Source organism: Marinomonas rhizomae, assembly GCF_024397855.1.
Classification (GTDB): Bacteria; Pseudomonadota; Gammaproteobacteria; order Pseudomonadales; family Marinomonadaceae; genus Marinomonas; species Marinomonas rhizomae_A.
The window spans coordinates 3,695,939-3,718,563 of the sequence record NZ_CP073343.1 but is presented as its reverse complement, the minus strand read 5'-3'; the positions used below and the strand labels follow the sequence as shown (position 1 = coordinate 3,718,563).

Annotated in this window: 18 protein-coding genes; 8 read left to right on the top strand and 10 right to left on the bottom strand. The window is 41.7% G+C overall.

Annotated elements, in window-relative coordinates:
- Positions 1-4: 4 nt before the first annotated feature.
- Positions 5-628: a thiol:disulfide interchange protein DsbA/DsbL gene (locus tag KDW99_RS17485; protein WP_255826516.1), complete on the bottom strand. Its 624-nt coding sequence runs from the start codon at positions 626-628 to the stop codon at positions 5-7.
- Between the two features lie 323 nt (positions 629-951).
- Between KDW99_RS17485 and yihA the strand changes: the two genes are divergently transcribed.
- Positions 952-1,596: a ribosome biogenesis GTP-binding protein YihA/YsxC gene (gene yihA, locus KDW99_RS17480; RefSeq protein WP_255826515.1), complete on the top strand. Its 645-nt coding sequence runs from the start codon at positions 952-954 to the stop codon at positions 1,594-1,596.
- A gap of 65 nt (positions 1,597-1,661) precedes the next feature.
- On the opposite strand, the gene rsgA is transcribed toward yihA, so the two are convergent.
- From rsgA to KDW99_RS17465, 3 genes are all read right to left on the bottom strand, one after another.
- Positions 1,662-2,756 (bottom strand): ribosome small subunit-dependent GTPase A, encoded by a 1,095-nt coding sequence (gene rsgA / locus KDW99_RS17475; RefSeq protein ID WP_255826514.1) that lies wholly within the window; start codon positions 2,754-2,756, stop codon positions 1,662-1,664.
- 306 nt (positions 2,757-3,062) lie between these two features.
- Positions 3,063-4,976 carry a putative bifunctional diguanylate cyclase/phosphodiesterase gene (locus KDW99_RS17470; protein ID WP_255826513.1) on the bottom strand — a complete coding sequence of 638 codons (1,914 nt, stop codon included), beginning with the start codon at positions 4,974-4,976 and terminating at the stop codon, positions 3,063-3,065.
- An 80-nt stretch (positions 4,977-5,056) separates the two neighbouring features.
- Entirely contained in the window at positions 5,057-5,272 is a 216-nt protein-coding gene (locus KDW99_RS17465; RefSeq protein WP_212916540.1) for a YgaP family membrane protein, read from the bottom strand.
- 278 nt (positions 5,273-5,550) lie between these two features.
- Here KDW99_RS17465 and KDW99_RS17460 point away from each other — a divergent pair, with 278 nt between their 5' ends.
- The 6 genes from KDW99_RS17460 (at position 5,551) to KDW99_RS17435 (ending at position 13,082) form a co-directional block, all read left to right on the top strand.
- The gene (locus tag KDW99_RS17460) at positions 5,551-7,971 is read left to right on the top strand and encodes a sensor domain-containing protein (protein WP_255826512.1); all 2,421 of its coding nucleotides are present in this window, start codon (positions 5,551-5,553) and stop codon (positions 7,969-7,971) included.
- Positions 7,972-8,130: 159 nt separating this feature from the next.
- Entirely contained in the window at positions 8,131-9,198 is a 1,068-nt protein-coding gene (locus KDW99_RS17455) for an MBL fold metallo-hydrolase (protein WP_255826511.1), read from the top strand.
- Between the two features lie 14 nt (positions 9,199-9,212).
- Positions 9,213-9,557, top strand: coding sequence for a DUF5329 domain-containing protein (locus KDW99_RS17450; RefSeq protein WP_212916537.1), 345 nt, complete (start codon positions 9,213-9,215; stop codon positions 9,555-9,557).
- A gap of 338 nt (positions 9,558-9,895) precedes the next feature.
- Positions 9,896-11,071 carry a sensor domain-containing diguanylate cyclase gene (locus KDW99_RS17445; RefSeq protein ID WP_255826510.1) on the top strand — a complete coding sequence of 392 codons (1,176 nt, stop codon included), beginning with the start codon at positions 9,896-9,898 and terminating at the stop codon, positions 11,069-11,071.
- Positions 11,058-11,870 carry a substrate-binding periplasmic protein gene (locus tag KDW99_RS17440; protein ID WP_255826509.1) on the top strand — a complete coding sequence of 271 codons (813 nt, stop codon included), beginning with the start codon at positions 11,058-11,060 and terminating at the stop codon, positions 11,868-11,870. The genes KDW99_RS17445 and KDW99_RS17440 overlap by 14 nt, the downstream gene beginning before the upstream one ends.
- Positions 11,871-12,032: 162 nt before the next feature.
- Positions 12,033-13,082 carry a Stealth CR1 domain-containing protein gene (locus tag KDW99_RS17435; RefSeq protein ID WP_255826508.1) on the top strand — a complete coding sequence of 350 codons (1,050 nt, stop codon included), beginning with the start codon at positions 12,033-12,035 and terminating at the stop codon, positions 13,080-13,082.
- Positions 13,083-13,149: 67 nt separating this feature from the next.
- On the opposite strand, the gene aphA is transcribed toward KDW99_RS17435, so the two are convergent.
- The 3 genes from aphA to ilvC all read right to left on the bottom strand — a co-directional run bounded on the left by aphA (position 13,150) and on the right by ilvC (position 17,034).
- Positions 13,150-13,860, bottom strand: coding sequence for an acid phosphatase AphA (aphA, locus tag KDW99_RS17430; protein WP_255826507.1), 711 nt, complete (start codon positions 13,858-13,860; stop codon positions 13,150-13,152).
- A gap of 122 nt (positions 13,861-13,982) precedes the next feature.
- Positions 13,983-15,422, bottom strand: a complete 1,440-nt coding sequence (gene modF, locus KDW99_RS17425) for a molybdate ABC transporter ATP-binding protein ModF (protein WP_255826506.1) — start codon at positions 15,420-15,422, stop codon at positions 13,983-13,985.
- A 139-nt stretch (positions 15,423-15,561) separates the two neighbouring features.
- Entirely contained in the window at positions 15,562-17,034 is a 1,473-nt protein-coding gene (gene ilvC / locus KDW99_RS17420) for a ketol-acid reductoisomerase (RefSeq protein ID WP_255826505.1), read from the bottom strand.
- 221 nt (positions 17,035-17,255) lie between these two features.
- On the opposite strand from ilvC, the gene ilvY reads away from it, so the two are divergent.
- Entirely contained in the window at positions 17,256-18,149 is an 894-nt protein-coding gene (ilvY, locus tag KDW99_RS17415; RefSeq protein ID WP_255826504.1) for an HTH-type transcriptional activator IlvY, read from the top strand.
- Positions 18,150-18,198: 49 nt separating this feature from the next.
- Here ilvY and KDW99_RS17410 read toward each other — a convergent pair whose 3' ends face one another.
- The 3 genes from KDW99_RS17410 to KDW99_RS17400 form a co-directional block, all read right to left on the bottom strand.
- Positions 18,199-19,245, bottom strand: a complete 1,047-nt coding sequence (locus tag KDW99_RS17410; protein ID WP_255826502.1) for a Fe(3+) ABC transporter substrate-binding protein — start codon at positions 19,243-19,245, stop codon at positions 18,199-18,201.
- A 114-nt stretch (positions 19,246-19,359) separates the two neighbouring features.
- A complete protein-coding gene (locus KDW99_RS17405) occupies positions 19,360-20,583 on the bottom strand; it encodes a GGDEF domain-containing protein (RefSeq protein ID WP_255826500.1) in 1,224 nt (407 codons plus the stop codon).
- Positions 20,584-20,785: 202 nt separating this feature from the next.
- Positions 20,786-22,399: a methyl-accepting chemotaxis protein gene (locus KDW99_RS17400; RefSeq protein ID WP_255826498.1), complete on the bottom strand. Its 1,614-nt coding sequence runs from the start codon at positions 22,397-22,399 to the stop codon at positions 20,786-20,788.
- Between the last annotated feature and the right edge of the window lie 226 nt (positions 22,400-22,625).

Sequence of the window (22,625 nt, the reverse complement as noted above, 5' to 3'; positions counted from 1 at the left end):
ATTTTTATTTTTTCTGACGTTCTTTTTCAATTAGAAAATCAACGACTTTATAGATGTTTTCATTGCCATTAGCAGTTTCAGCACTGACCAAATATTTGCCGTCTACAACCAATCCAGGTACACCACGAGCACCGTAAGCGCGTATTTTAGCATCAGCTTGGCTAAGACGGCTGTTCACCGCAAAAGAATTGTACTGCTTACGGAATTCATCTTCGCTGACACCATAATTTACGAAGAAAGCGGCCAGCGCATCTTCAGAGTTTAGGTTACGACGCTCAACATGGATAGCATTAAAAAGGTCTGCGCGGATTTTGTCTTCTATGCCAAGTAGGTCTGCAACATAGAAGGCTTTAGCGTGCGCTAACCAACCACGTCCGAAGACGGCTGGTAAGAATTTAAAATCCACATCGCTTGGCAAGTCTTTTTTCCAGGCTTGAGTAATAGGCTCAAGTTTGTAGCAGTGTGGGCAGCCGTACCAGAAAATCTCAGTCACTTCGATTTTACTAGGGTCACTGGTGCGAACGGGTGTTTTGATCGTTGTGTAGCCGTTACCGTCACTGTATTCAGCCGCCGCTGCCGTCAGTGGGATGAGAAGAGAAAGTACGAGTGCTGAAAACAGCTTTATCATGGATGGCTCCTAGTCGAATTAATGTTTGTTAACTTACTAAAGGTATTCTTACATCATGCACAGATTTACAACAGAATACGATTCCATCAAAGACTTAAGGTTCTAATTTTCCAGTAAGTTTACACAAAACTTACAAAGATAAGGCCTATCTCTTGGCCATTATTTGTCTTGTTTTGTAAATCTCTGTCTTGATTGTGTTGATTTGCCCAGATTTGGGCTGGCAGTCGAGTTTAACATGGCATATTTTCGTGTTTGCTGGCATTATATACAGCAATTGAAATAAACCTGAATGCAAATCCGAATCTATTGACGAATATCAACTTATGACACCTTTTGACTCCACTTTCCAATCCGCGCATTTTATTAAGAGTGCAGAGAAGCTTTCCCAATGTCCTTTAGACCAAGGTGTCGAAGTCGCATTTGCAGGTCGATCAAACGCAGGTAAATCCACTGCACTTAATACCCTCACGAATCAAAGAAAATTAGCTCGGACATCAAAAACACCGGGCCGAACTCAGTTGATTAACTGTTTTGGTTTGAATGTTGACGACCGTCGTCTAATTGACCTTCCAGGTTACGGCTTCGCTAAAGTGCCTATTGCCATGAAAAAAGTTTGGCAAGCACACATGCAAGATTACCTGATGAATCGTCGTTCTTTGGCTGGTGTTGTCTTAGTAATGGACGTTCGCCACCCTTTGAAAGAATTCGATGAAATGATGTTGGATTGGGCAAAATCAAATGGTATGAAAGTTCATGTGTTGTTGACCAAGTCTGACAAGCTAAAACGTGGTCCCGCAAAATCCACCATGTTGGCTGTACAGAAAGTTCTGAAAACACTGGGTGTTGATGGCTCAGTACAAACTTTCTCTTCTTTAAATGGTGACGGTGTTGATGACTTACGCATTAAATTGGCGGAATGGTTAGTGCTTGAAAATCTTGAAGGTATTCCGGTTTCACCAAACGCATAATAGAAGCCTTTTCAAGATAATATAGTATTAAAAAAGAGGCTCATGATGAGCCTCTTTTTTAGGTTTTATTTTCCTTTTTCTAAGCGATTTTTAGACTGTGTTCTGAGGATTTTCTTACTGAAGGTTTTCATATGCTGCTTCTGAGCATAGGCTCCTTGAGCTGAACGAGCATTAAATGCGTCCTCTTTTAGTAGCTTTTGGTAATTATCCCAATGAGATTTCGGTAATTCGCCGCTCTCCAACGCATACAAAACTTCACAGCCAGGTTCTGTTTGGTGACAGCAATTGTTAAATTTGCAGTGTTGGGCCAGTTGTACAATGTCGTGGAAGGCTATCTCTAAACCGTCTTGGGCATTAAGTAGCTGTAACTCACGGATGCCTGGTGTATCGATGAATAACACGCCGTCGGCATTAATCAGCAGTTGTCGAGACGTTGTGGTGTGCTTGCCTTTATCATCGTCTTCACGGATTTCACCTATTTCCTGAATGTCAGGAGAGCTAGATTGTCTGTGAAAGAGCGCATTTATTATCGATGATTTACCAACTCCAGAAGATCCAACCATTGCAATAGTTGTTCCTGTATTGAGATAGCTCGTCAATGACAAAAGTGTATCGGGCTGTAATGTAGAGAGACAGACAACATTTTGGACCTTTAGATCTCGAATTTGGTCTAAAAAGTCGTCCGTCTTGTCAGTCAAATCGATTTTGTTTAGCACAATGACAGGCTCGATATGAGACTCGTAAGCCATAGCGAGATAGCGCTCTAATCGTTTGAGGCTAAAGTCACTGTTTGCGCTGGTGACAATAAAAAGGTAGTCCAAATTCGCCGCCATGAGTTGCCGTTTCTGGTTGCTCAAGCGTTCTAGTTGGTTTTTCGCGTCTAATACTTCAATGATACGAAAGTGCTCATGAGCTTGTTCTATGATCACCCAATCACCGACACAAAAATGTTCGCTGACTGGTTGAAAGCTTTCTGGGCAAAGCAGTTCCACTTCGCCTTCTTCCCAATTGCCACCTAAGCCTTTGATGACCGAACGATGAATCGCACTGATTCGAAAGACCTGTAATTCGTTAGATTGTAGTTTTTCAAACGTTTGAGTGTCTGTTTGTTGCAGGAAAAAATGGCTCCAACCTAAAGGTTGTAATCTAGATATATTCAATGTTTTAGCTCCGGCTAAAGATACAAAAATTAGTTAGATAAAACTAAAAACGCCGGATGAGACAGTGCAAAGAAAGATATCCCGAAAGAAATCTTATAAGAGGGGCAGTTCAAAGAAAAACGGTAAAACGTCTAACGCTATTCTAAAGTCTGATACTCTGTGCAGTCTTAATCGGCGTTGAGTTGAATACAATCATCAATAATCTCCTTAAGTATTTAAATGAAGCTTAATATTGTGTGAGTTTTTGGGTTAGGTCAAGTTAATACGAGTGAGTGATTACGTCTTGCTGTATTTGAGGAAAACGCGTTAGAGTGGCAGAGCAGCATCAGCCTGTAACATGGCTTGCATGTTTTCTGCCGTCATTGGCTTGGCGTAATAATAGCCTTGGCCATATAGACAACCCATTTTGATCAGCATATCGGCTTGAGTTTTATTCTCGATGCCTTCTGCAATAGCTTCGCTGCCAAAAGAATTCGCCAGCATGATGGCAGTAGACACAACAGCTTGTTTTTTAGAATCTTGTTCGATGCCATTGGTAAAAGAGCGATCAATTTTTATGTGGTTTACATTGAGATTGCTGATATAAGACAGAGAGCTCATACCTGTCCCAAAATCGTCTATGGCCAATTTGATTCCAGCATTTTTAAAGTCACTTAAACGACTCGATATGTCATCTATGTTAATGCTGGTAGAAGATTCGATTAGTTCTATTTCTAGTTTACTTGGATCAATTTTATGCTTTTTAAGCAGCGTAATGGTGAATTCTAATAGACTTGGGTCAAGTAAATTGTATGGTGATAGGTTGATCGCGATTGGTGTCAATATGCCCTGAGTGTGCCAAATATCAAGTTGTTCAATGGCATTTAGAATTACATAGCGTCCAAACTCTTGAACGCGTCCACTTTGCTCTATAAGGTCAATAAAGTGTATTGGAGCAAGAAGTCCATCGGTGGGATGATGCCAACGAGCTAATGCTTCTACGCCAATAATATGGCCATTTTTAAGTGACACTTTTGGCTGATAGTGCAGTTTAATTTGTCTGTCTGATAATGCATTATCGAGATCCGCACGCAATTTTAAACGTTGGCGACCGCACTTTTTATTACTTTCACTAAACATACTCCAACCACTGCGTTTTTGCTTTGCTTCATGCATGGCGGTATCCGCGCAAATGATTAGGGATTCAGCATCTATTGCGTGGCTTGGGTAGTGTGAAAAACCTATGCTGGCTCCTGTACTGATTGAAAGATTGTTTACCATAACCGGCTCATTGCAGATAAGTATTAACTTCTGAACCAATTTATAGGCTTCTTCTATGCTTAATTCAGGAGACCAAATAATAAATTCATCGCCGCCAATACGAACAAGAGTTTGTGTTTCATTTAGCGCTTGCTTTAGTTTCTGCGCTACTTTTATCAATAGCGTGTCCCCCGCCGCATGCCCAAATGAGTCGTTTACTTCTTTGAATTTATCCAAATCAATAACGAAGAGGCTAGCTTGCTGAAGCGCTAATTTGTCAATATAACCTGATTTTAACGGTTTTGTGTCTATTGGGTTGGGGATGACGTTTTGCATCATATTGGTCAGAAATAGTCTGTTAGGTAGGCCTGTTAACGAATCATGAGTGGCCAAATGAGCAAGTGCATCGTTTTTACCCTGAACACGTTTATTCATCCACGATGATAGGGTGAGGGCGAACCAAGTTGCTAACCAGAAGACGATAATGGAGGTAATGATTAGGCGTTTCATGACAAAATTTAGCGTGTCATCGATATTTTTCGAGGTCTTAATAATGGTGATTTGGTATTGCTCTCCTAGAATCATCTGCCAAATAAATTGCTTATCGTCCAATACTTCCACACCGTTCGGCATATCTTTCATAGGCATACGCTTGTAGGTATGTGATGCTAATGCTGGCATCAAACGTTCTAACTGAAAGGGGGATATTTTATTAGTAATAGACCACTGTAAATTCGGGCCGGAGAGGTTTAAGTAAAATTCTGATGAGTCTAAATTATCATTGAAATACACCAGTTCGATAAGCTCAGATACCCGTTCTTTTGAATCTTCTTTATCTGTTAATAGAAGTTCGCCTTGCAGTAGCATGGCTTGGCGGTGCAGTGAATCCAGTTCTGTTTTTAATCCTAAGTCAGCGGCAAGGCGATAAGATACGACCACATAAATTGTAGAGACAGATAACGCAACACTCAGACAAATCATTATCAACTTTAAGCGAAAAGATTTATCCCTTTGCAATTCTGATAGTGGTGGCATAAAAACCTTGAAAGATAAGCGTATTTTTATTTTTTACTTTTGTCAGTACTAATACCTGCAAAATGGTAGACGGGACACCATCCAAACAGTAGAGATATTAAATTGAGGGCGCCAAATATACCTATGAGTACTTCTAAAATGGGTTCCTGTAGATAGTCGCCGTTGAAAACAGCAAAACCAGTAAAAACAATCCCAACAACACCTCGAATCGCTCTATCTAAAGGGTGTAAGTTTTTCTTCATTTTGGGACGGCCTCTTATTGATTAATATATCGACTACTATGAGATAGTCGACTTTGGGCAGATAAGAAACAAGATTAAGACTGTAAGGAATTGCATCGCAATGTAAGTCTGAGCAGTTTAATTTTATTAAACTCCTTTGATAATTTATTGTGAGCAATGTTTTTTTAGAAGCTCATAGACTATGCTTTTTCAGGTGTAGGTTGTTTTTCGTTATACGTGCTAATCACTTCTATGGTTTTAGGATAGACTTTACCGTTCTAATACAAGGTTATGCTTTTATGGTCGTACTGCTTCTTGCTCAGGTAATTCTATTTTCGATTTTTCCTCTGTATTTTTCTTTTCTTAGCGGTAGCTTACGGCGCACATCTTTTTATACTTACATTGCTTTAGTACTGCTAATTGGTGGCTTTTTTGGCAATGTGTACAGCCTTCCAATTACAGAAAAGATTAATATTTCTGGCGGAAATCTTTGTTACGGTGCTTTTATGATGGCATCTGTTCTGTTTGTGTTTGTTGAACGAGACATTTTTATACTTCGCCATTTAGTACGCCTTGTTGTGTTGGTTAATGTGTTCAATGTATCGCTGTCCTTGCTGGTGGGCAAAATTCTTACGACACCAGGCATCATCAACCCTCACAGTATTTCTGCAGCATTATTTGATGTCTCTATTGCTTTTATTATATTAGGTGGCTCGCTGATTATTGCGGAGCTGCTGTTTCTGTTTTATTGCTTTGATGCAGTGAAAAAATGTCAATGGTCTTATCCAGTGACGACTGCTGTTTATATTTTGCTGTTTATTTTTACCTTGTGTCTAGATGGTGTGCTGTTCCCATTTATTGCTTTCGGCATCAATCCTGTCGTGCTTGATATTGTTATCGGCGGATTGAGTGGCAAAATAGTCATGGCTTGTTCCTTTAGTATTCCTCTCATCTTTTTTGCCATCATAGGCCATCGTTCTTTGTCTGCTTACCTAGCAAACGACACGGTAAAATGGTCTTCATTATTTACGATTAACCGTCAGCTGAAACGTGAATTATCCGAGAAAAATTATGGCCTGAAGCAAGCCGCTACCGTGTTTAATAACGTAAAAGAAGGTCTTGCAGTTGTTGATACAAGTGGTCTGATTATCAAGGCGAATCCTGCGTTTTGCTCTATGGTTGGTCTATCTAAAGGGTTAATTCCTGGCGTGACACCTATTCATACACTCTTTTCATCCGCAGATTCAGATATGCTCCCTATTGATAAAAGTGGTCATTGGCGTGGCGAGGTTAAGTTTGGTAAGGCTTCTCAAGGATTATTGACAATTACACCTGTTGGCGCTGAATCTAGTCAGGCTGAAACCTATGTTTATTCATTAGTAAACATAGATGAGCTGAAGGAAACACAAAATGAACTTTTTTACTTAGCGCGCCATGACCCATTAACAGGCTTAGAGAATAGGCGTGTATTGGATGAGATAATCACCGACCTTTCTGCAGAGAGCATATGTTTGATTGTTGTCGATCTCGATCATTTTAAAGATGTAAATGACAGTTATGGGCATGGTGCAGGTGACATGGTGTTGTCTGTGGTTGGCCAGCGATTGTTGGGCACGTTAAGTAGCATTCCGACATTTACGGCTCATGTGTGCCGAACAGGTGGTGATGAATTTGCGGTCTTGATTGTTACATCAGATAAAGAGGTGATTGATCAATTAAGCCAAACTATTCAAGGTGCTTGCAAGTCAGTGATAACGCTTCCACAAGGAAGTGAAATTTATGTATCTGCAACCTTAGGCGTTAGTTTTCAAGGCCCTAGTGATAAAGGAGATATATTACAAAAAGCTGATTCTGCTTTGTATGCAGCTAAAAGTGAGGGGCGAGGCAGTATTGGCTATTATGAAGAAAAGTTAACCAGTGTGAGCCAGAGAAAAATACAGTTGAGTGTGAAGCTAAAGCAGGCACTTGAAGCCGAACAATTACAAGTTTTCTACCAACCTCAATACGCCAGCGCCACGAAAAAAATTGTTGGTGTTGAGGCTTTAGTGCGTTGGTATGATGCCGAGCTAGGGTGGATTGGACCGGATGAGTTTATCCCAGTCGCAGAAGAAATGGGCTTAATTGAAAAGCTTGGTGAATGGGTTTTGTTGACCGCCTGTAAGCAGGGTAAAGCTTGGCTTGATAGCGGTATAAAGGATATTAAAATGTCGGTGAATGTGTCCGCTCATCAGCTGCGTTTTGGTCAATTTATGAATACGGTCAAACATACTTTGTTAAAAAGTCGCTTACCTGCTTCGATGTTACAACTTGAGTTAACGGAGTCCTCGTTTATTGAGCGTGAGCAAGACGTCATTCCTCAACTTGTTGCGCTAAAAGCCTTGGGTATTCAGTTAGCAATCGATGACTTTGGTACAGGATATTCTTCACTTTCCTATGTTGCTATATTGCCTTGGGATACGTTAAAAATTGATCGCAGCTTTGTCAATCGTCTACCCGAAGACAAAGCACAACGCCAAATGACAGATACAATTCTACAGCTCGCTAGCAATATGGATTTAGTCATCGTGGTTGAGGGTGTGGAAACTCAAGCTCAATTTGATTATTTACAATCAAAAGGGTGCGAGATCATACAAGGCTACTATTTTTCTCCTGCTGTGCCAGCCGATAAAATTATTTTCCCGACAAATCGTTCGACATTTGTCAGAGATGAAGAGTTATAAAAAACATCAGCCCTTTATAAATAGATAAAGGGCTAATTAGTTTTTATTGAGAAACGCAAAATTTGATTTGAATAACCTTATTTGCGTCTTGCTTGATCAGTGTCTCCAATCTTATTCTGCTGATATAAAGGTTTCTATTTATATCATGGTGAGGATTCTATGCTGAACTGCATGCCTATATCATTATCAAAGGTTCTGTTATTCATAATAAGCGGAATATCCCTTGCAGCATGCTCCGGTAATCGTATTCCTGTATCGGATCATAGCGATGGAAAGATTTTCTATAATGAAGACCGTACGGCTGAGGTCGGGAAGAGTCTTTTTGACGTAATTAAGTGGAAACTATGGGGCGATGCCGAGCCATGGCCTGAATTCGTTGATGATAATTGGAAACCTAATTTTACTCAGCCCCTTATGCCGGGTGAAGGCATGGTTACTTTTATTAATCATGCAACAGAGCTTGTTCAATTTGAACGTCTTACCGTATTAACTGATCCTATTTTTTCCGAGAGAGCCAGTCCATTTTCATGGATAGGGCCGAAACGACACAGAAGTCCGGGGGCTTCTATAGAAGCATTACCAAAAGTGGATGTCGTTATTATTAGCCATAATCATTACGACCATATGGATCTTGATTCATTAGTCGCTATCAACAAGAAAGATCATCCCACCTTTATTGTGCCTTTAGGGAATAAAAAATACCTCGAAGATAAAGGCATTAAAAATGTTGTAGAGCTCGACTGGTGGCAAAACTATTCATCAAAAGATGGTTCTATTATTACACTTATTCCAATGCAGCACTGGTCTACCCGAGGGCTATTCGATCGCTTTGAAGCGCTTTGGGGAGGATATGTCATTGAGTCCTCAGATTTAAAAGTCTTATTTGCAGGGGACACCGCTTACAATCGTCAGTTTAAAGAAGTGCAAGAAAAAATGGGGCCGATGGATCTGAGTATTTTGCCTATTGGTGCTTATGAGCCACGTTGGTTTATGAAAAATCAGCATATGAATCCTGCAGAAGCGATTCAGGCTCACCTAGATCTTGAGTCTAAATTAAGCGTGGGAATGCATTTTGGTACGTTTCAATTGACCGATGAGGGTATTGATGATCCCGTGATGGATTTAGCCAAGGAACTGGCTGCTGAAAAACTTGATCCAAAAGAATTTATAGTGCAGAAAAATGGTCAAACTATTTTTTTTAATAATGTTAAATCTGATAATCAATAAGAGGAAATGTACTATTGAAAATACTATTTTTTCTAATTATGACTATATTAACAACAAGTGTCTTTGCTTCGACACAAGATGAAATAAATCATCTATTGGAGTATGTCGAAAAAACAAATTGCCAATATGAAAGAAATGGTTCCATGTATAATGGTAAGGAGGCGTTTGATCATATACAACGCAAGTACGATTATTATCAGGATAAAATCAAATCGGCAGAGGATTTTATCGATTATTCTGCTAGCAAAAGCGCGATATCTGGAAAGCAGTATCTCATTCATTGTGAGGGGAACAAGGTAGTGAAAAGCAGTGACTGGTTAGCTGCTGAACTCAAGCGTTTTAGAGCCGAGTATAGATAGAATGGGCAAACTGTCACATGCTTTCTTGAAAAGCCAACTCGTCGAGATTTCTTCACACCTCTCGACGAGTTGGCTTTTTCGTTTTGAGAAAAATACAAGAATAAAATAGCTGCGAAAAATACAAAATATGTAAGCAGAGGTTTTTCTTTGTTGTAGATAAGTAGATTTCATTTAGCACGGGAATCATCTAAGGTAAACTTTAGCTTAAAGTTTGCTGGAAAGGTCCATTTTTAATGTTTGTAAGGTTCCTGCGTCCAAACAATCTCTCCCAAAAAATGATGCGTGTGATTTTTTCCATTTATTTGGTTGTTACCCTTCTAATCACAAGTTTACAGTTTTTGAGCGAATATCTGAAAACGCAGGATGCTATTGTCAGCGAATTACAGCAATTGGAAGCAACGGTTCGGGGTCCAATTTCTACTAGCTTGTGGCAGTACAACCGCAACCAGTTAGATTCGCTTACCTCGGGGCTGATTCAAATGCCAATTATTGAAGGTGTGGATGTTTTAGACCAAAATTCGCAAAGTATAATATCGAAAAGATTCTACGACTCTAGCTCTGTTCCACTGTCTATTTTTGATTCGACATCAGCATTAAGCTGGACTCTAAATGGCGAAAGCATACCTCTTGGTACGCTGGTACTTTATTCATCCTCAGGTGTGGTGCTAGAACGAGTTTGGTTCGGCTTTGCTTTGATTGCTATTACCGCATTCATCAAGTTAACTGTCTTATTCTGGCTGTTTATTTGGGCCTTTGACCGCTATTTAGCAACACCTTTAAGAGAGCTAATGTCGCAAGTGAATGAGGTGCAGTTAAGCACAAGTATCAGTAAGCGCATTCATTTATCGAACGCTGAAAATAACGAACTTAGTCAGCTTCAAGAACATATGAATAATATGCTTTCCGCTATGTCTTCGGACAGAGAGCGATTGTTAGAAGACGAGCAAGCCAAGCGAGATTGGTTAGAGAATGCCGTGGCAAAACGTACCGAAGACCTACAAATTCTCAATGAAAAACTCAAATACCTCGCAACAAGGGATTCTTTGACGGATGTCTTAAATCGAGGAAGCTTTTTTGAAACAGCCCAACAGTTGTTGGTGCTTTCCCAGCGTCAAAAATCGACAGCGTCTTTTGTCCTGATGGATTTAGATTTTTTTAAGCGTATCAATGATACTTATGGTCATTTTATCGGGGACAAAGTACTCATCCACTTTACCCAAACACTTCAGGGCTTTTTAAGAAAATCAGACCTTCTTGGTAGAGTGGGCGGCGAAGAGTTCGCTATATTTCTTCCAGATACCGGATTGGATGCTGCCTGCCAGCTTGCTGATAAAATACGTCAAACTATAAGTGATGCTGCGTTAGAAGTGGAAGATAAGACAGTCACTTATACTGTAAGCCTTGGTGTTGAATCATCGGAGCCTGAAGATCAGTCAATTGATGAACTGTTTAAACGTGCCGATTTGAAGCTCTACGGAGCGAAAGATAAGGGGAGAGATCGTGTTGAAAGGTAATAAACTAAGAATGCTATCCCTCCTTATGTTTGCCTTGGTAGCTGGCGTGTCGAGTGTTAGTCATGCGAAGACACTAAAAGTGTGTTACGACCAATGGCCACCGATGACAATATTCCCAACAAAAGCAGCTCCTGAGCGTGGTGTCGTCATCGACATGGTTGAGCAAATATACTCTTCAAAAGGATATACCCTCGAATACTTTGAAGTACCTCTAGCAAGAGGGTTGGACATGGTAGCCGAAGGGTTATGTGATATGTTGCCAGAATATCTCTATTCGAAGAATTCAGAGAAAGGCTTTAGCTACGCCGATGAAGCAACTTTTTCCTACGCCAGTGCTTTTGTTGTTCGAAAGAATGATCCTTGGCGTTATCAAGGCATCCAATCTTTAAATGGCAAACGAATCGCAACGGGTCCTGGTTGGGATTACAGCTCGATGAGTGCTGGCTATCAAAACTATATCGATGACCCGAAAAACGCTAACTTTGTTGAAGTCATCGCGGGTTATGATGATGTCGTTGACCGTATCTTTCAGATGATTAAAGAAAACCGAGTCGACTTATATGCAGATAACGAGCTCGTCCTGCAGTATGTTTTAAACCAGCTGAACTTAAACGATGACCTCATAGTTGTGCGTCCAGGCTTAGAGAAAAACCTAGTTGAAATGCCCATCTTTTCAAATAAAATTCCCTCTGAAAAAAGACAAGAATTGATCAATGTTTGGAATCAAGGTCGCTTGGCGATGAAGGGCAAAAAAGAGCAAGCTCTGCTTAGCAAGTATAAGGTATCATTGGAAAAATAATGTAAGACAGTTTTATTCCTTTCGAATAGCTAGAAAACAACCGATAGATTCACTATCAGCTTAACTCATTGAAGAGTTGACCCACCTAGAATTGACTCGTTCGACGATCAGCCTGAGCCACTATTTGCATCAGCAAAGACATCGTCATGCACGGATATTGAAATGCTAAGTAATACAACCGAACTCAAGCTTGAACCGATTGATGCTGTCATCACTTGGGTCGATGGGAGTGATGCGAAACATAGACAAAAACGACAAAAATATATGGCAATGGAATCTTTGCCATTGAATGAAAATGCGTCGAATCCTCATAGGTGGATGTGTAACGATGAAATCCTGTATTGCATTCAATCGATTGAAAATCATGCTCCTTGGATAGGTAAAATCTGGATTGTCGTTGATGATAAAGGCCCTGATTTATCAGGTCTATCGGAAAGCATTAGGAATAAAGTGCATCTAGCTTATCATGCGGAAATCTTTGCTGGATTCACTCACGTGTTACCCACCTTTAATTCTTTGGCCATTGAAAGTATGTTGTGGCGAATTGAGGGGCTGAGTGAGCGATTCATCTACTTTAACGACGATGTATTCTTGGCTGCACCTTTAAAACCGACTGATGTGTTTGATGGACTAGCGCCTGTTTTGCGAGGCAAATGGGCTGATTTTAGTGAGCGAATTAGCGGCAGTGAAGCACGTATTGATCCCGCGAAATTTCATTACTTTATGCAGGTGAATGCGGCTAAAATGCTAGGCTTCTCTGCGTCAGAGTTGTATTCCGCGGCACATGTTGTCCATCCATTTCGACGTTCAAAAATGGCTGAACTCTTTGCTCGTTTTCCCGATTGCTTTGTTAACAATATCCAGTATAGGTTTCGGAATTTGGAGCAATTTTTCCCGCAAGGACTGCATAATCATGCTTGTATCATGGATAAAGAGGCCAAGATCAACACGTCAGATGACCACCTTCACATCTCAAGTGGATATGGAAAAGGGCAACCGCCTGCTGATACTTTGGCAATATTACAAAGAGCAACGGACCCTGACATCAAGTTTTTATGTGTAAATGACCTTCCTCAACTCATTGAGGTCATTCCAAATGCAGCAGAGTGGGTTGCTCAGGCCATTGGCGGCTTTTCGGGGCGCGTGAAAAATACCACAATGGATATGTCGTGTTTGAAAACAGATGAGACTGGGATAGAGTCAGTAGCGTAAGAGTAGAAAAGCAGAAAGCCGAAAATCTAATGACTTTCGGCTTTCTGCTTTTTAGTACTATGTGTTATTAGTACTGAGAGTCTTTTAGCACTCGTTCGCCATAAATGCCATTTTTCGGAATTGGCTTGTAGCTAGAGTTAGCCGCGCGCATTACTCGAATGCCTTCTGCGCCAGCATTACGAGCTGAAATAATGTCACCATCCGCATCACCGTAATAAATTTTAATGTCATTGTCTTTAATGTACTTAGTTTTCGTGTATTCAGTACGGCTTGATCCTGCAAAAATAACATCGTGCATATCTTTGATATCAAAAGTTTTTTTCAAATATTCGGTAGTGAAATTACAGTCAGAACCGGTACGACCAGTGATGAAATAAATGCTATCACCGCGTTCTTGGTGCATGGCAATCAATTCTTTAGCAATATTCTTAGGCATGCTGAATGCGTCCCAACCACAATTCGCCTTATCCCAAAAATCTTGATTCGATAGGTAAGAGTAACCATTAGGGGAAAATTCTTGCTGACCACGATAAAAAACTGGCGTACTGAATAAGCTAGTGTCATCAATATCTAAACCAACGGCAAAAGGCGCTTTGCCTTGCAGTTCTTTCTTGATATCCGCAACAGAAATCATCTTCACATCTGCTGGCATGCCCGCAGAGGTCATATCGATAGTGGAGTAGCCTTTATGCGTACCTGGTGTTTTTGGATCCGCGTTAGCAGACAAGCTAGCGACACAAGCCAGTGCAACAGTTATCGAGCGTAGAGTATGGTTCACAGTGTTCCCTATAGGTTTCATTGTTGATGACTTGCGTATCTTATCGCTAATAAATACGACTTTCTATCATCTTGTTTTTTTGTCAAAAACTTTTGAGAGGTCTTGCCTCATTTAGCTTTAAGCTAGTCGTTCTTCTTCAACCCCAAGTAGTTCTCTATCCCTTTGATCTGGTCTTCCGTGTGGTGGTTGACGTAGAGCACTGTGGTTTCTTTCCCTTCACAAATTTTCTCGATCAGCGCGAGGACAAGTTGGCGGTTCATGTCGTCTAGGCCGAGGCAGGGTTCATCTAGGATCAATAATGGCGGGTGTTTGACCATGGCGCGGGCGATGAGTAGTAAACGCTGGTCGCCGTATGAGAGTTTGTTGAAGGGCTGGTCGGCGCGGTCTTTCATGCCGAGTAGTTCAAGCCATTGATCTGCAATTTGCTTCTGGTTATCGGTAGATTTGCTGTACATGCCGATGCTGTCGTAGAAGCCGGAAATAATAACGTTTTTACAACTGGTGCTGACGCGGTATTCCCATTGCAGTGCCGTGGAAACATAGCCGATAAATTGTTTGATCTGCCAGATGCTTTCGCCGTTCCCACGCTGGAATCCGAAGACAAAAATGTCGTTGGTGTAGCATTGTGGATGATCGCCAGTGATCAAAGACAAGACGCAGGTTTTGCCGCTGCCATTGGGGCCGCTGAGTTGCCAATGTTGGCCGCGCTCAATGGTCCAATCCAGTTTATCGACAATGACAGTATCACCGTATTTGATGGTCGCTTGGTTCAGCTTGACGAGCGGTTGGCTTGGATCGAGTACTGGTAGTTTGTTCGCTGGGTCGGCCTCTGGCACGCTGAGATCGGTGGTTTTCAAATGCAGTAATTGATAAAGCTCGTTGAAGGCGTTTTCGTCTTTTTTGTCTACTGTAAGAGCCAGCTTGCCATTGTCCATATAGGCGACGTGAGTGATGAAGTCTGGCATCTCGTCAAAGCGGTTTAGCACCAGGACCATCGGTGTGGTGTCTATGATGGACGCTAGATGTGCTTGCAGCATGGCAAGCGTATCCACGTCTAAGCCATCGAAGGGTTCGTCTAAGATAAGCAAATCTGGCTTGCTGGATAAAGCGCGAATCAGCATGACTTTGCGGGTTTCGCCAGTAGACAGCTTACGAAAGGCGCGGTCGAGTAGTTTGCTTAGGCCGAACTTTTCTACAAGAGAGTGAGCCAGTTCAGAGTCTTGGCAGTTGTCGAAGATCATTTCATGAACGGGGGTGCCGAGGGAAATCACATCCATGATGTCGGCGTCGTCTTTTTTTAGTTCTTTAGCGATCAATTCGGCTTGGGCTTCAAAAGACACCAATCCGACGTTTTTTGGAAGACCAGTGACTGTACCGTTTTCAATATCGCCCACTCCAGCAAGCACGGCGGCCAAAGCCGACTTTCCTGATCCGTTGGTGCCAGTGATCACCCAATGTTGGTTAGGTTCAATGGTCCAGTTAATCTCACTTAGCGTAAAGCGATCATCAAAGTTCACAGTGACTTTATCAAATAGAATATTGTCTAAGCGGATGCTGTCCATGGTATTTCCTAATGTTTTGTTGATAACAAGTAGAGACAAAAAAGCCGAGTTTTGAAGCTCGGCTTTTATGGGTACATTACGATGTTATGAGTCCGCCAATACTTGGTTTAACAAAGTATTGGCGAGCGCAATAATCGTATTAAACGATCTTTTTCATATCCGCCATGTGGCCACGAAGAACCGAACCAACCGCTTCTACTGGGTGAGAGCGAAGTGCTGTGTTTACTTCGATCAAGCGCTTGTTATCAACGCCTGTGTCTTCTAAAGAAAGACCTTTACCGATCACGTCAGTTTTAATGTCTTTCATGAAGTCAGCCAATAATGGAACACAAGCGTGGTTGTATAGGTAGCAACCGTATTCCGCTGTATCAGAGATTGTCGCGTTCATTTCGTACAATTTCTTACGAGCGATGGTGTTCGCGATTAGTGGCGTTTCGTGTAGAGACTCGTAGTAAGCCGATTCAGCAATGATGCCTGCAGCAGTCATGGTTTCGAAAGCAAGCTCAACGCCCGCTTTAACCATAGCAACCATCAAGATACCGTTGTCGAAGAATTCTTGTTCAGAAATTTCTACATCGCCAGCTGGTGTTTTCTCGAAGTTAGTTTCCGCTGTGTCTGCACGCCATTGAAGAAGGTTTTTATCATCGTTCGCCCAGTCTTCCATCATTACGCGAGAGAAAGTGCCGTTGATGATGTCATCTTGGTGTTTGTTGTACAAAGGACGCATGATCACTTTTAGCTCTTCAGAAAGATCGAATGCTTTGATCTTAGCTGGGTTAGAAAGACGATCTAGCATGTTAGTCACGCCGCCGTATTTCAATGCTTCAGTGATAGTTTCCCAACCGAATTGGATCAAACGAGATGCGTAGCCAGCGTCGATGCCTTCTTCAACCATTTTGTCGAAGCAAAGGATAGAGCCAGTCTGCAACATACCACAAAGGATAGTTTGCTCACCCATAAGGTCGGATTTAACTTCAGCGATGAAAGAAGACATCAAAACGCCTGCTTTGTGACCGCCAGTACCAACAGCGTAAGCTTTCGCTAGTGCAAGACCTTCGCCTTTAGGGTCGTTATCTTCGTGAACCGCGATAAGTGTTGGAACACCAAAACCACGAACGTATTCAGCGCGAACTTCAGAACCTGGGCACTTAGGTGCAACCATGATTACTGTAAGGTCGTCACGTACTTGCATGCCTTCTTCTACGATGTTGAAACCGTGAGAGTAAGATAGGCAAGCGCCTTCTTTCATAAGAGGCATAACGGCTGTAACAACTGGAGTGTGTTGCTTATCAGGTGTTAGGTTCAATACAACATCAGCTGTTGGGATCAAATCTTCGTAAGTACCTACAACAAAACCGTTTTCAGTCGCATTTTTCCAAGACTGACGTTTTTGTGCAATCGCTTCAGGGCGCAATGCGTAAGAAACATCTAGTCCAGAATCACGTAGGTTCAAGCCTTGGTTAAGACCTTGTGCACCACAACCGATAACAACCATTTTTTTGCCTTTAAGCGCTTCTACGCCGTCTGCAAATTCAGAGCTGTCCATGAAGCGACATTTTGCTAGTTGAGCTAGTTGCTCGCGTAGCGGCAAAGTATTGAAGTAATTAGCCATGATAAACACACCTTTTAAATTAATGTATCAGCGATAAAAACACGCGGATATTAAAAATGGATGACACAGTCGCCAAGCAATGATTTTCCTGACATTCTGCGAGTAGGGTTAATCTATCCTAGTATAACCTTTTCGTAAATTGATATATTCGCAATATAGTATCCCATTTATTGCAATCATGATTTATGATGAGTAAACAGCAATAGGGTGCAGGCTTCATTATGAATATAAAAACGCTTAAGCAGTTTCTCGCCTTAGCGGAAACGTTGAATTTCGGACGCGCCAGTGACGAATGTCACATCAGTATTTCTGCCATGTCACGAAACATCCGACACTTAGAAGACGAGCTCGGCGTGGCTTTGTTTAACCGTGACAATCGTACAGTGGCATTGACTCAAGAAGGGCAGAAATTTCTTAAATACGCTCGCGATACCAGCCGACAATGGAATTTGATTCGTCATGAACTGACTGATAATTCCGACCAACTGAGCGGTGAAATCAGCCTGTATGGCTCAGTCACAGCGAGTTATAGTTTTTTGTATGAATTGCTGCGTCGTTTTCGTATTGCCTATCCAGCGATTGAAATCAAATTGCGTACGGGCGATCCAGAACATGCGATTGCACATATTCTGGATGGCAAAGAGGATATTACCATTGCTGCGCGTCCTGCGAATTTACCGCGAGGGTTAGACTTTAAACAGATCGCCATCTCGCCATTGTTGTTTATTGCGCCCCTGGAGCAGCAAGTGCCGAATGTTCCGACCAATACCCCAACGTCGCCAGAAGAGTGGGCAAATATCCCGATGATCCTTTCTGAAAGTGGAGTGTCTCGAACGCGTATTGATGAATGGTTTCGTCAACTCGACATCGCGCCACGGATTTATGCACAAGTCACAGGTAACGAGGCGATCGTGAGTATGGTGAGCTTAGGTTTTGGGATTGGTGTGGTGCCGAAAATCGTTTTAGATAATAGCCCGTTGGTAGATCGAATTAAGGTGTTGGACGTGCAACCTGAGCTGGAGCCATACGATATTGGTTTGTTTACACTGAAGAAAAGCTTGAAGAATCCGCTGGTAGAAGCGTTTTGGAGTTTAATGGAAGAGGAGGCTAAATAGCCTCCTCTTTTAAGTATTGCAGTTTAACGATTTGGCTGTAGCTGGAGTATTACTTCCAACCACCTTGGTCCATTAGTTTAACCGCTTGGCGGTTGTTTTCACCTAATACACTCAAAGACACTTTATCGGCTTTGAATTCACCAAACGTCGCTAAGCTTTTAGGTGGTGTCACGCCCTCAATCACGGCGTATTCGTTGTTCACGTTGGCGTACCATTCTTGGCTTTGCTTATTGGTTAAGAAATCGATTAATTGTTTGGCGTTGTCGGTGTTTTTAGAAGATGCTGTGATGCCAATACCGCTGACATTGACGTGAGCGCCACGCTCGTTGGCCGCTTGGTTAGGCCAGAACATTTTTAGTTTATCAAAAACAGCGTGTTCGTCAGGTTTGTCACTTAAACCTAAACGGCCAAAGTAATAGGTATTTGCGACAGCGATGTCACAAACGCCTGCGGCAGCTGCTTTGATCTGATCTGTGTCGCCGCCAGCTGGTGGACGTGCGAAGTTAGCAACTAGACCTTTGATCCATTCTAATGTTTGTTTTTCTCCATTTGCGTCGATCATTGAAGCAACCAAAGATTGGTTGTAGATGTTGCTAGAAGAGCGAATGCAGATTTTGCCTTTCCACTTAGGATCAGCTAGGTCTTCGTATGTCGATAAATCAGCAGCGGAGACGGTTTCAGGATTATAAAGTATCACGCGAGCACGCTGAGACAATCCGTACCAGTAACCGTCACGGTCTTTTAGATGCTCAGGTACAACTGTATTTAAGTTGCTTGTTTCAAACGCCTGGAGCACACCTGCTTCTTTTGCACGATACAAACGTCCGGCATCGACTGTGATAAATACATCCGCTGGGCTGGCATCACCTTCCGATTTGAGACGGCTCAATAAGGCATCTGCACTGCCGGTAATTAGGTTTACTTTGACGTTGTTTTCTTTTGCATATATGTCTAGTAAAGGAGAAATTAGCGCTTCGCTGCGCGCTGAATAGACATTAACCTCGCCACTGGCTTGGGCAGAAGTACTGCTTAAAGCGAGCATAGTAGTTGCACCAGCTAGGGTGAAAAGCGATGTTTTTATTGTTGGACGTTTCATTACAAGTACCTATTTACGTAGTGGGAAACTCGGTTGATTGGTGAATTACTTCCATTACGACAAACAGGAATGGAAATCGTTCCCGTTAATGTTAATTTTTAATATAAAAATATGCTACGTAAATACTGGGCAAACGCAGTTTCGACCGTCAGACTTTGCCTCGTATAAAGCTTTATCTACCTTGTCGAGAGAGCTTTCTAGATCTGTTGTTGGGTCTAATTCAATAACGCCTGCAGATAGTGTGATGTGAACAGCCTGTTGGTTGATCTGGAAGGAGTGAGTTGCCATGCCTTTACATAATTGCTTAGCAATCTCGAAGGCATTTTGTATGTCGGTATCTCGTATCAAAATATAGAATTCTTCGCCACCTATACGGAAGAGGCTGTCACTGGGGCGCAGTTTGCTTTGAAGCCATTTTGCGATGAGTTGCAGTGCTTTATCACCTCCTCCGTGACCAAATTTATCGTTGATTTTTTTGAAAAAATCCACATCGAGAGCCATTAGACAGTTCCTTTGTTCTGAATGTTTTCGCTTATCGAACTCGTCTTGAATAATGAGGTTAAACTCTCGGCGGTTTGATGTGCCTGTTAATGGGTCCGTACGTGTGGCTTTGTCTAGTTGATGGATAAGCTGGTTGCGTTCAGTAATGTCTAGCATAACGCCAACCTGGCCCGCTGGATGTCCTTTCGAGGTTGTAAAGACGGCTTTATTGAATTCGATTTCATGAATAGAACCATCGCAAAGTAGAGCTTCTGCTTCATAGCGTTGGGTGCCACCTTTGGCTAGTAGCTTACAGTCGGCTTCATAATATTTTTCTGCAAGGTGCTTGGGGGCGAGATCATAGACGGAGCATCCAATAATCTCTTCTCGTGAATGTCCTATAAACTGGCCAAATGCGGTATTACAGCCACGGTAAATATGTAAGTGGTCTTTGAAAAAGATTGGGGCTGGAATAGCATTAATGATGATTTGTAGCATGTCATCTTTAGTTTGCTCGGAACGGTTTACAGTAAATTTTGAAAGTTCGGAAATCAGCCAAGAGATAAGGTGTTCGTCATCATGGGCGAAGCAGTTTACAGCGCCTTTTAGTATCCATTTAATACTATTTTCTAAACACCATTCGTTAACAATGACGATGGTTCTTCGGGAGGCTATAAGCGGCCAATCAGATGTTTTTATGTCTTTTTCTGCTAGTAATACTATGGCAGAAGTTGGCGGCTGATCGATACTTTGCATCGCCTTCCATTCGACAGTTTGCTCATAAGTGGATAAGGCTGCATTTAACTGCGCTTTCCATGGTGCTAGCAAGGGGGAAAAATATAAAATAGAAGGAATCATTGGAACTCATGGTTGTTTGTTTATTAGTCAATATTGTCTCATAGCTGAAAAACGATTGTATAAAAGGAGTAGGCGTTTTAATGATCTATGTTCGTATTTTGTGGTGTTTTCTAATGGGGAAGAGGGAATATGATAGCTATGAAAAGCACCTAACAGTTTGATAACGGTCAGGTGCGTAAGGTGTTGTTTGGCTAGCCTGTCGTTAGAGTTTGAAGAAGCTTAGTTGTTGTTGCACATCAACACTGCTTTCGGCCATATTAATGCCAGAACGTTTGGCCATTTCCGCGCTTTGATTTGTTAGGCTTTGTACTGAATGCATTTTCTTGGTGATGTCTTCGGATACTTCCATTTGTTCTTCTATGGATTGGGCTATGTGTTGAGCTTGTTCAGATACTTGCTCAATGCCTGCTAAAATATTGCCAGTGAGCTCGTTGGTTTTTTCGACTTGTTCTTTGGAGGACTCTACTAGTTTGAAGCTGACTTCCATGCGGTTTACTGCTTGACCACTGGCTGTGCTTAACTGCGCTAGGAGGGTTTCAATTTCATTGACACTGTCTTGTGAACGTTGTGCTAGTGTTCGCACCTCATCAGCTACCACGGCAAAGCCTCGACCTTGTTCACCAGCGCGTGCTGCTTCAATAGCGGCATTTAGAGCAAGTAAGTTAGTTTGCTCTGCGATACTACGAATCACATCTAAAATGGTTTCTATGTTGCTTGTTTCTTGGCGTAGTTTAGTAACAACGTCACCCGTTTCTTTTAATGAAGAAACTAATTGGTTAATCGCATCTAAAGTGCCATTGGCCGTTGTTAAACTATTTTGTGCAACAGTGCGAATGTCGCTGGCGGCCTGAGCAGATTGCTGTGTATTGTCAGCAATGGTGCGGTTATTAGCAGACATCTGATCTAGTGCTACGACCACTTGAGTTGTGTTGTCCATAATGTGGACGGAATATTCACCAACTTCTTGGTTTACTTTTAAGACATCTTTGCTGTTTTCATTAACCTTTTCTACCGAACTAAGCACACCCTTAAGGACTTTTCGTAAGTTTTCAGCGGATGTATTTATCGCATTGCCAAGCTCTGCAATTTCATCACTGCCTGATACTTTCACGGGTTTATTGAGGTGGCCTTGTGCCATATTTTGCGCGGCGTCACGAACCGCTAAAATACCACGTACTATATTATTGGATATTAAATAGCTAAGCGTGATGGAAATAACCAAGGCGACTAAGATAGAAAGCCAGAAGCTAATATCTATTTCTGCAATCAGGCCTTCTGTTTGTTGTTTGGCATTGATGACCTCTTCATTTGTTTTGTCTGTGAGTGCAGTGAAGTAGGTCATTAGATCATTATAGGAGCCGATGAAAGCAGAAAAGACTGGGAAGGGGGCTTTGTGATCAGCCGAGTTTTCCATTGTGCTAACAAAAGTCTTTGTCTTGTTCTGAAAGTCTTTGACCAGAGTATGAAGCTTTTTCGATTCGTCTGATTGCTTAGGAAGACCTTTGTTAAGCTCATTCATAAGCGATGGTGTTGTATTGTAGTTTTTCGAAATAGCTTCTAGGTAACCTGGAATTTGTTTGTCGAGAGAGAGTAGATAAGCAATTTGTAAACCTCGTACATTGAGCACGATATTCACTTGCGCTTCTTTCACTCGTTCCAAATTGAGTGAGACATTATGGTTTTCTTCGTAGAATTGATCAAAGCGATCTGCTAACTGTGTGCTTTTGGTTTTTATTAAGCTTAATGCCACCAAAAATATAATAATGATGGATAAAATAAGCGTAATGAATTTCGCTTTGACGGATAAGTTATTCATATTGGTTCCTTCCACACAGGGTAATTGTAATGCATGGGGTTGTGCGGTTCTTGCATCACTTTAGATGCACTGTTGTATGGCATTTTCTATAAAAAATCAAAACAATTTATAGGTTTATCAAACGTATTTGACAGTTTTTATCTTATAAACCTATATGGCGTGTTTTAAGTTTTTTATTTATCCGGTTCTGCATTAATGAAACTATCAAGATACATTCATATTTCAC

Bases quoted from the DNA above. Each gene is read 5' to 3' on its own strand.
- KDW99_RS17460 (WP_255826512.1), top strand. From the start codon at position 5,551: ATGGTCGTACTGCTTCTTGCTCAGGTAATTCTATTTTCGATTTTTCCT.
- KDW99_RS17410 (WP_255826502.1), bottom strand. From the start codon at position 19,245: ATGAAACGTCCAACAATAAAAACATCGCTTTTCACCCTAGCTGGTGCA.
- KDW99_RS17465 (WP_212916540.1), bottom strand. From the start codon at position 5,272: ATGAAGAAAAACTTACACCCTTTAGATAGAGCGATTCGAGGTGTTGTT.
- ilvC (WP_255826505.1), bottom strand. From the start codon at position 17,034: ATGGCTAATTACTTCAATACTTTGCCGCTACGCGAGCAACTAGCTCAA.
- KDW99_RS17470 (WP_255826513.1), bottom strand. From the start codon at position 4,976: ATGATTTGTCTGAGTGTTGCGTTATCTGTCTCTACAATTTATGTGGTC.
- KDW99_RS17435 (WP_255826508.1), top strand. From the start codon at position 12,033: ATGCTAAGTAATACAACCGAACTCAAGCTTGAACCGATTGATGCTGTC.
- KDW99_RS17455 (WP_255826511.1), top strand. From the start codon at position 8,131: ATGCTGAACTGCATGCCTATATCATTATCAAAGGTTCTGTTATTCATA.
- KDW99_RS17400 (WP_255826498.1), bottom strand. From the start codon at position 22,399: ATGAATAACTTATCCGTCAAAGCGAAATTCATTACGCTTATTTTATCC.
- modF (WP_255826506.1), bottom strand. From the start codon at position 15,422: ATGGACAGCATCCGCTTAGACAATATTCTATTTGATAAAGTCACTGTG.
- KDW99_RS17405 (WP_255826500.1), bottom strand. From the start codon at position 20,583: ATGATTCCTTCTATTTTATATTTTTCCCCCTTGCTAGCACCATGGAAA.
- yihA (WP_255826515.1), top strand. From the start codon at position 952: ATGACACCTTTTGACTCCACTTTCCAATCCGCGCATTTTATTAAGAGT.
- KDW99_RS17485 (WP_255826516.1), bottom strand. From the start codon at position 628: ATGATAAAGCTGTTTTCAGCACTCGTACTTTCTCTTCTCATCCCACTG.
- ilvY (WP_255826504.1), top strand. From the start codon at position 17,256: ATGAATATAAAAACGCTTAAGCAGTTTCTCGCCTTAGCGGAAACGTTG.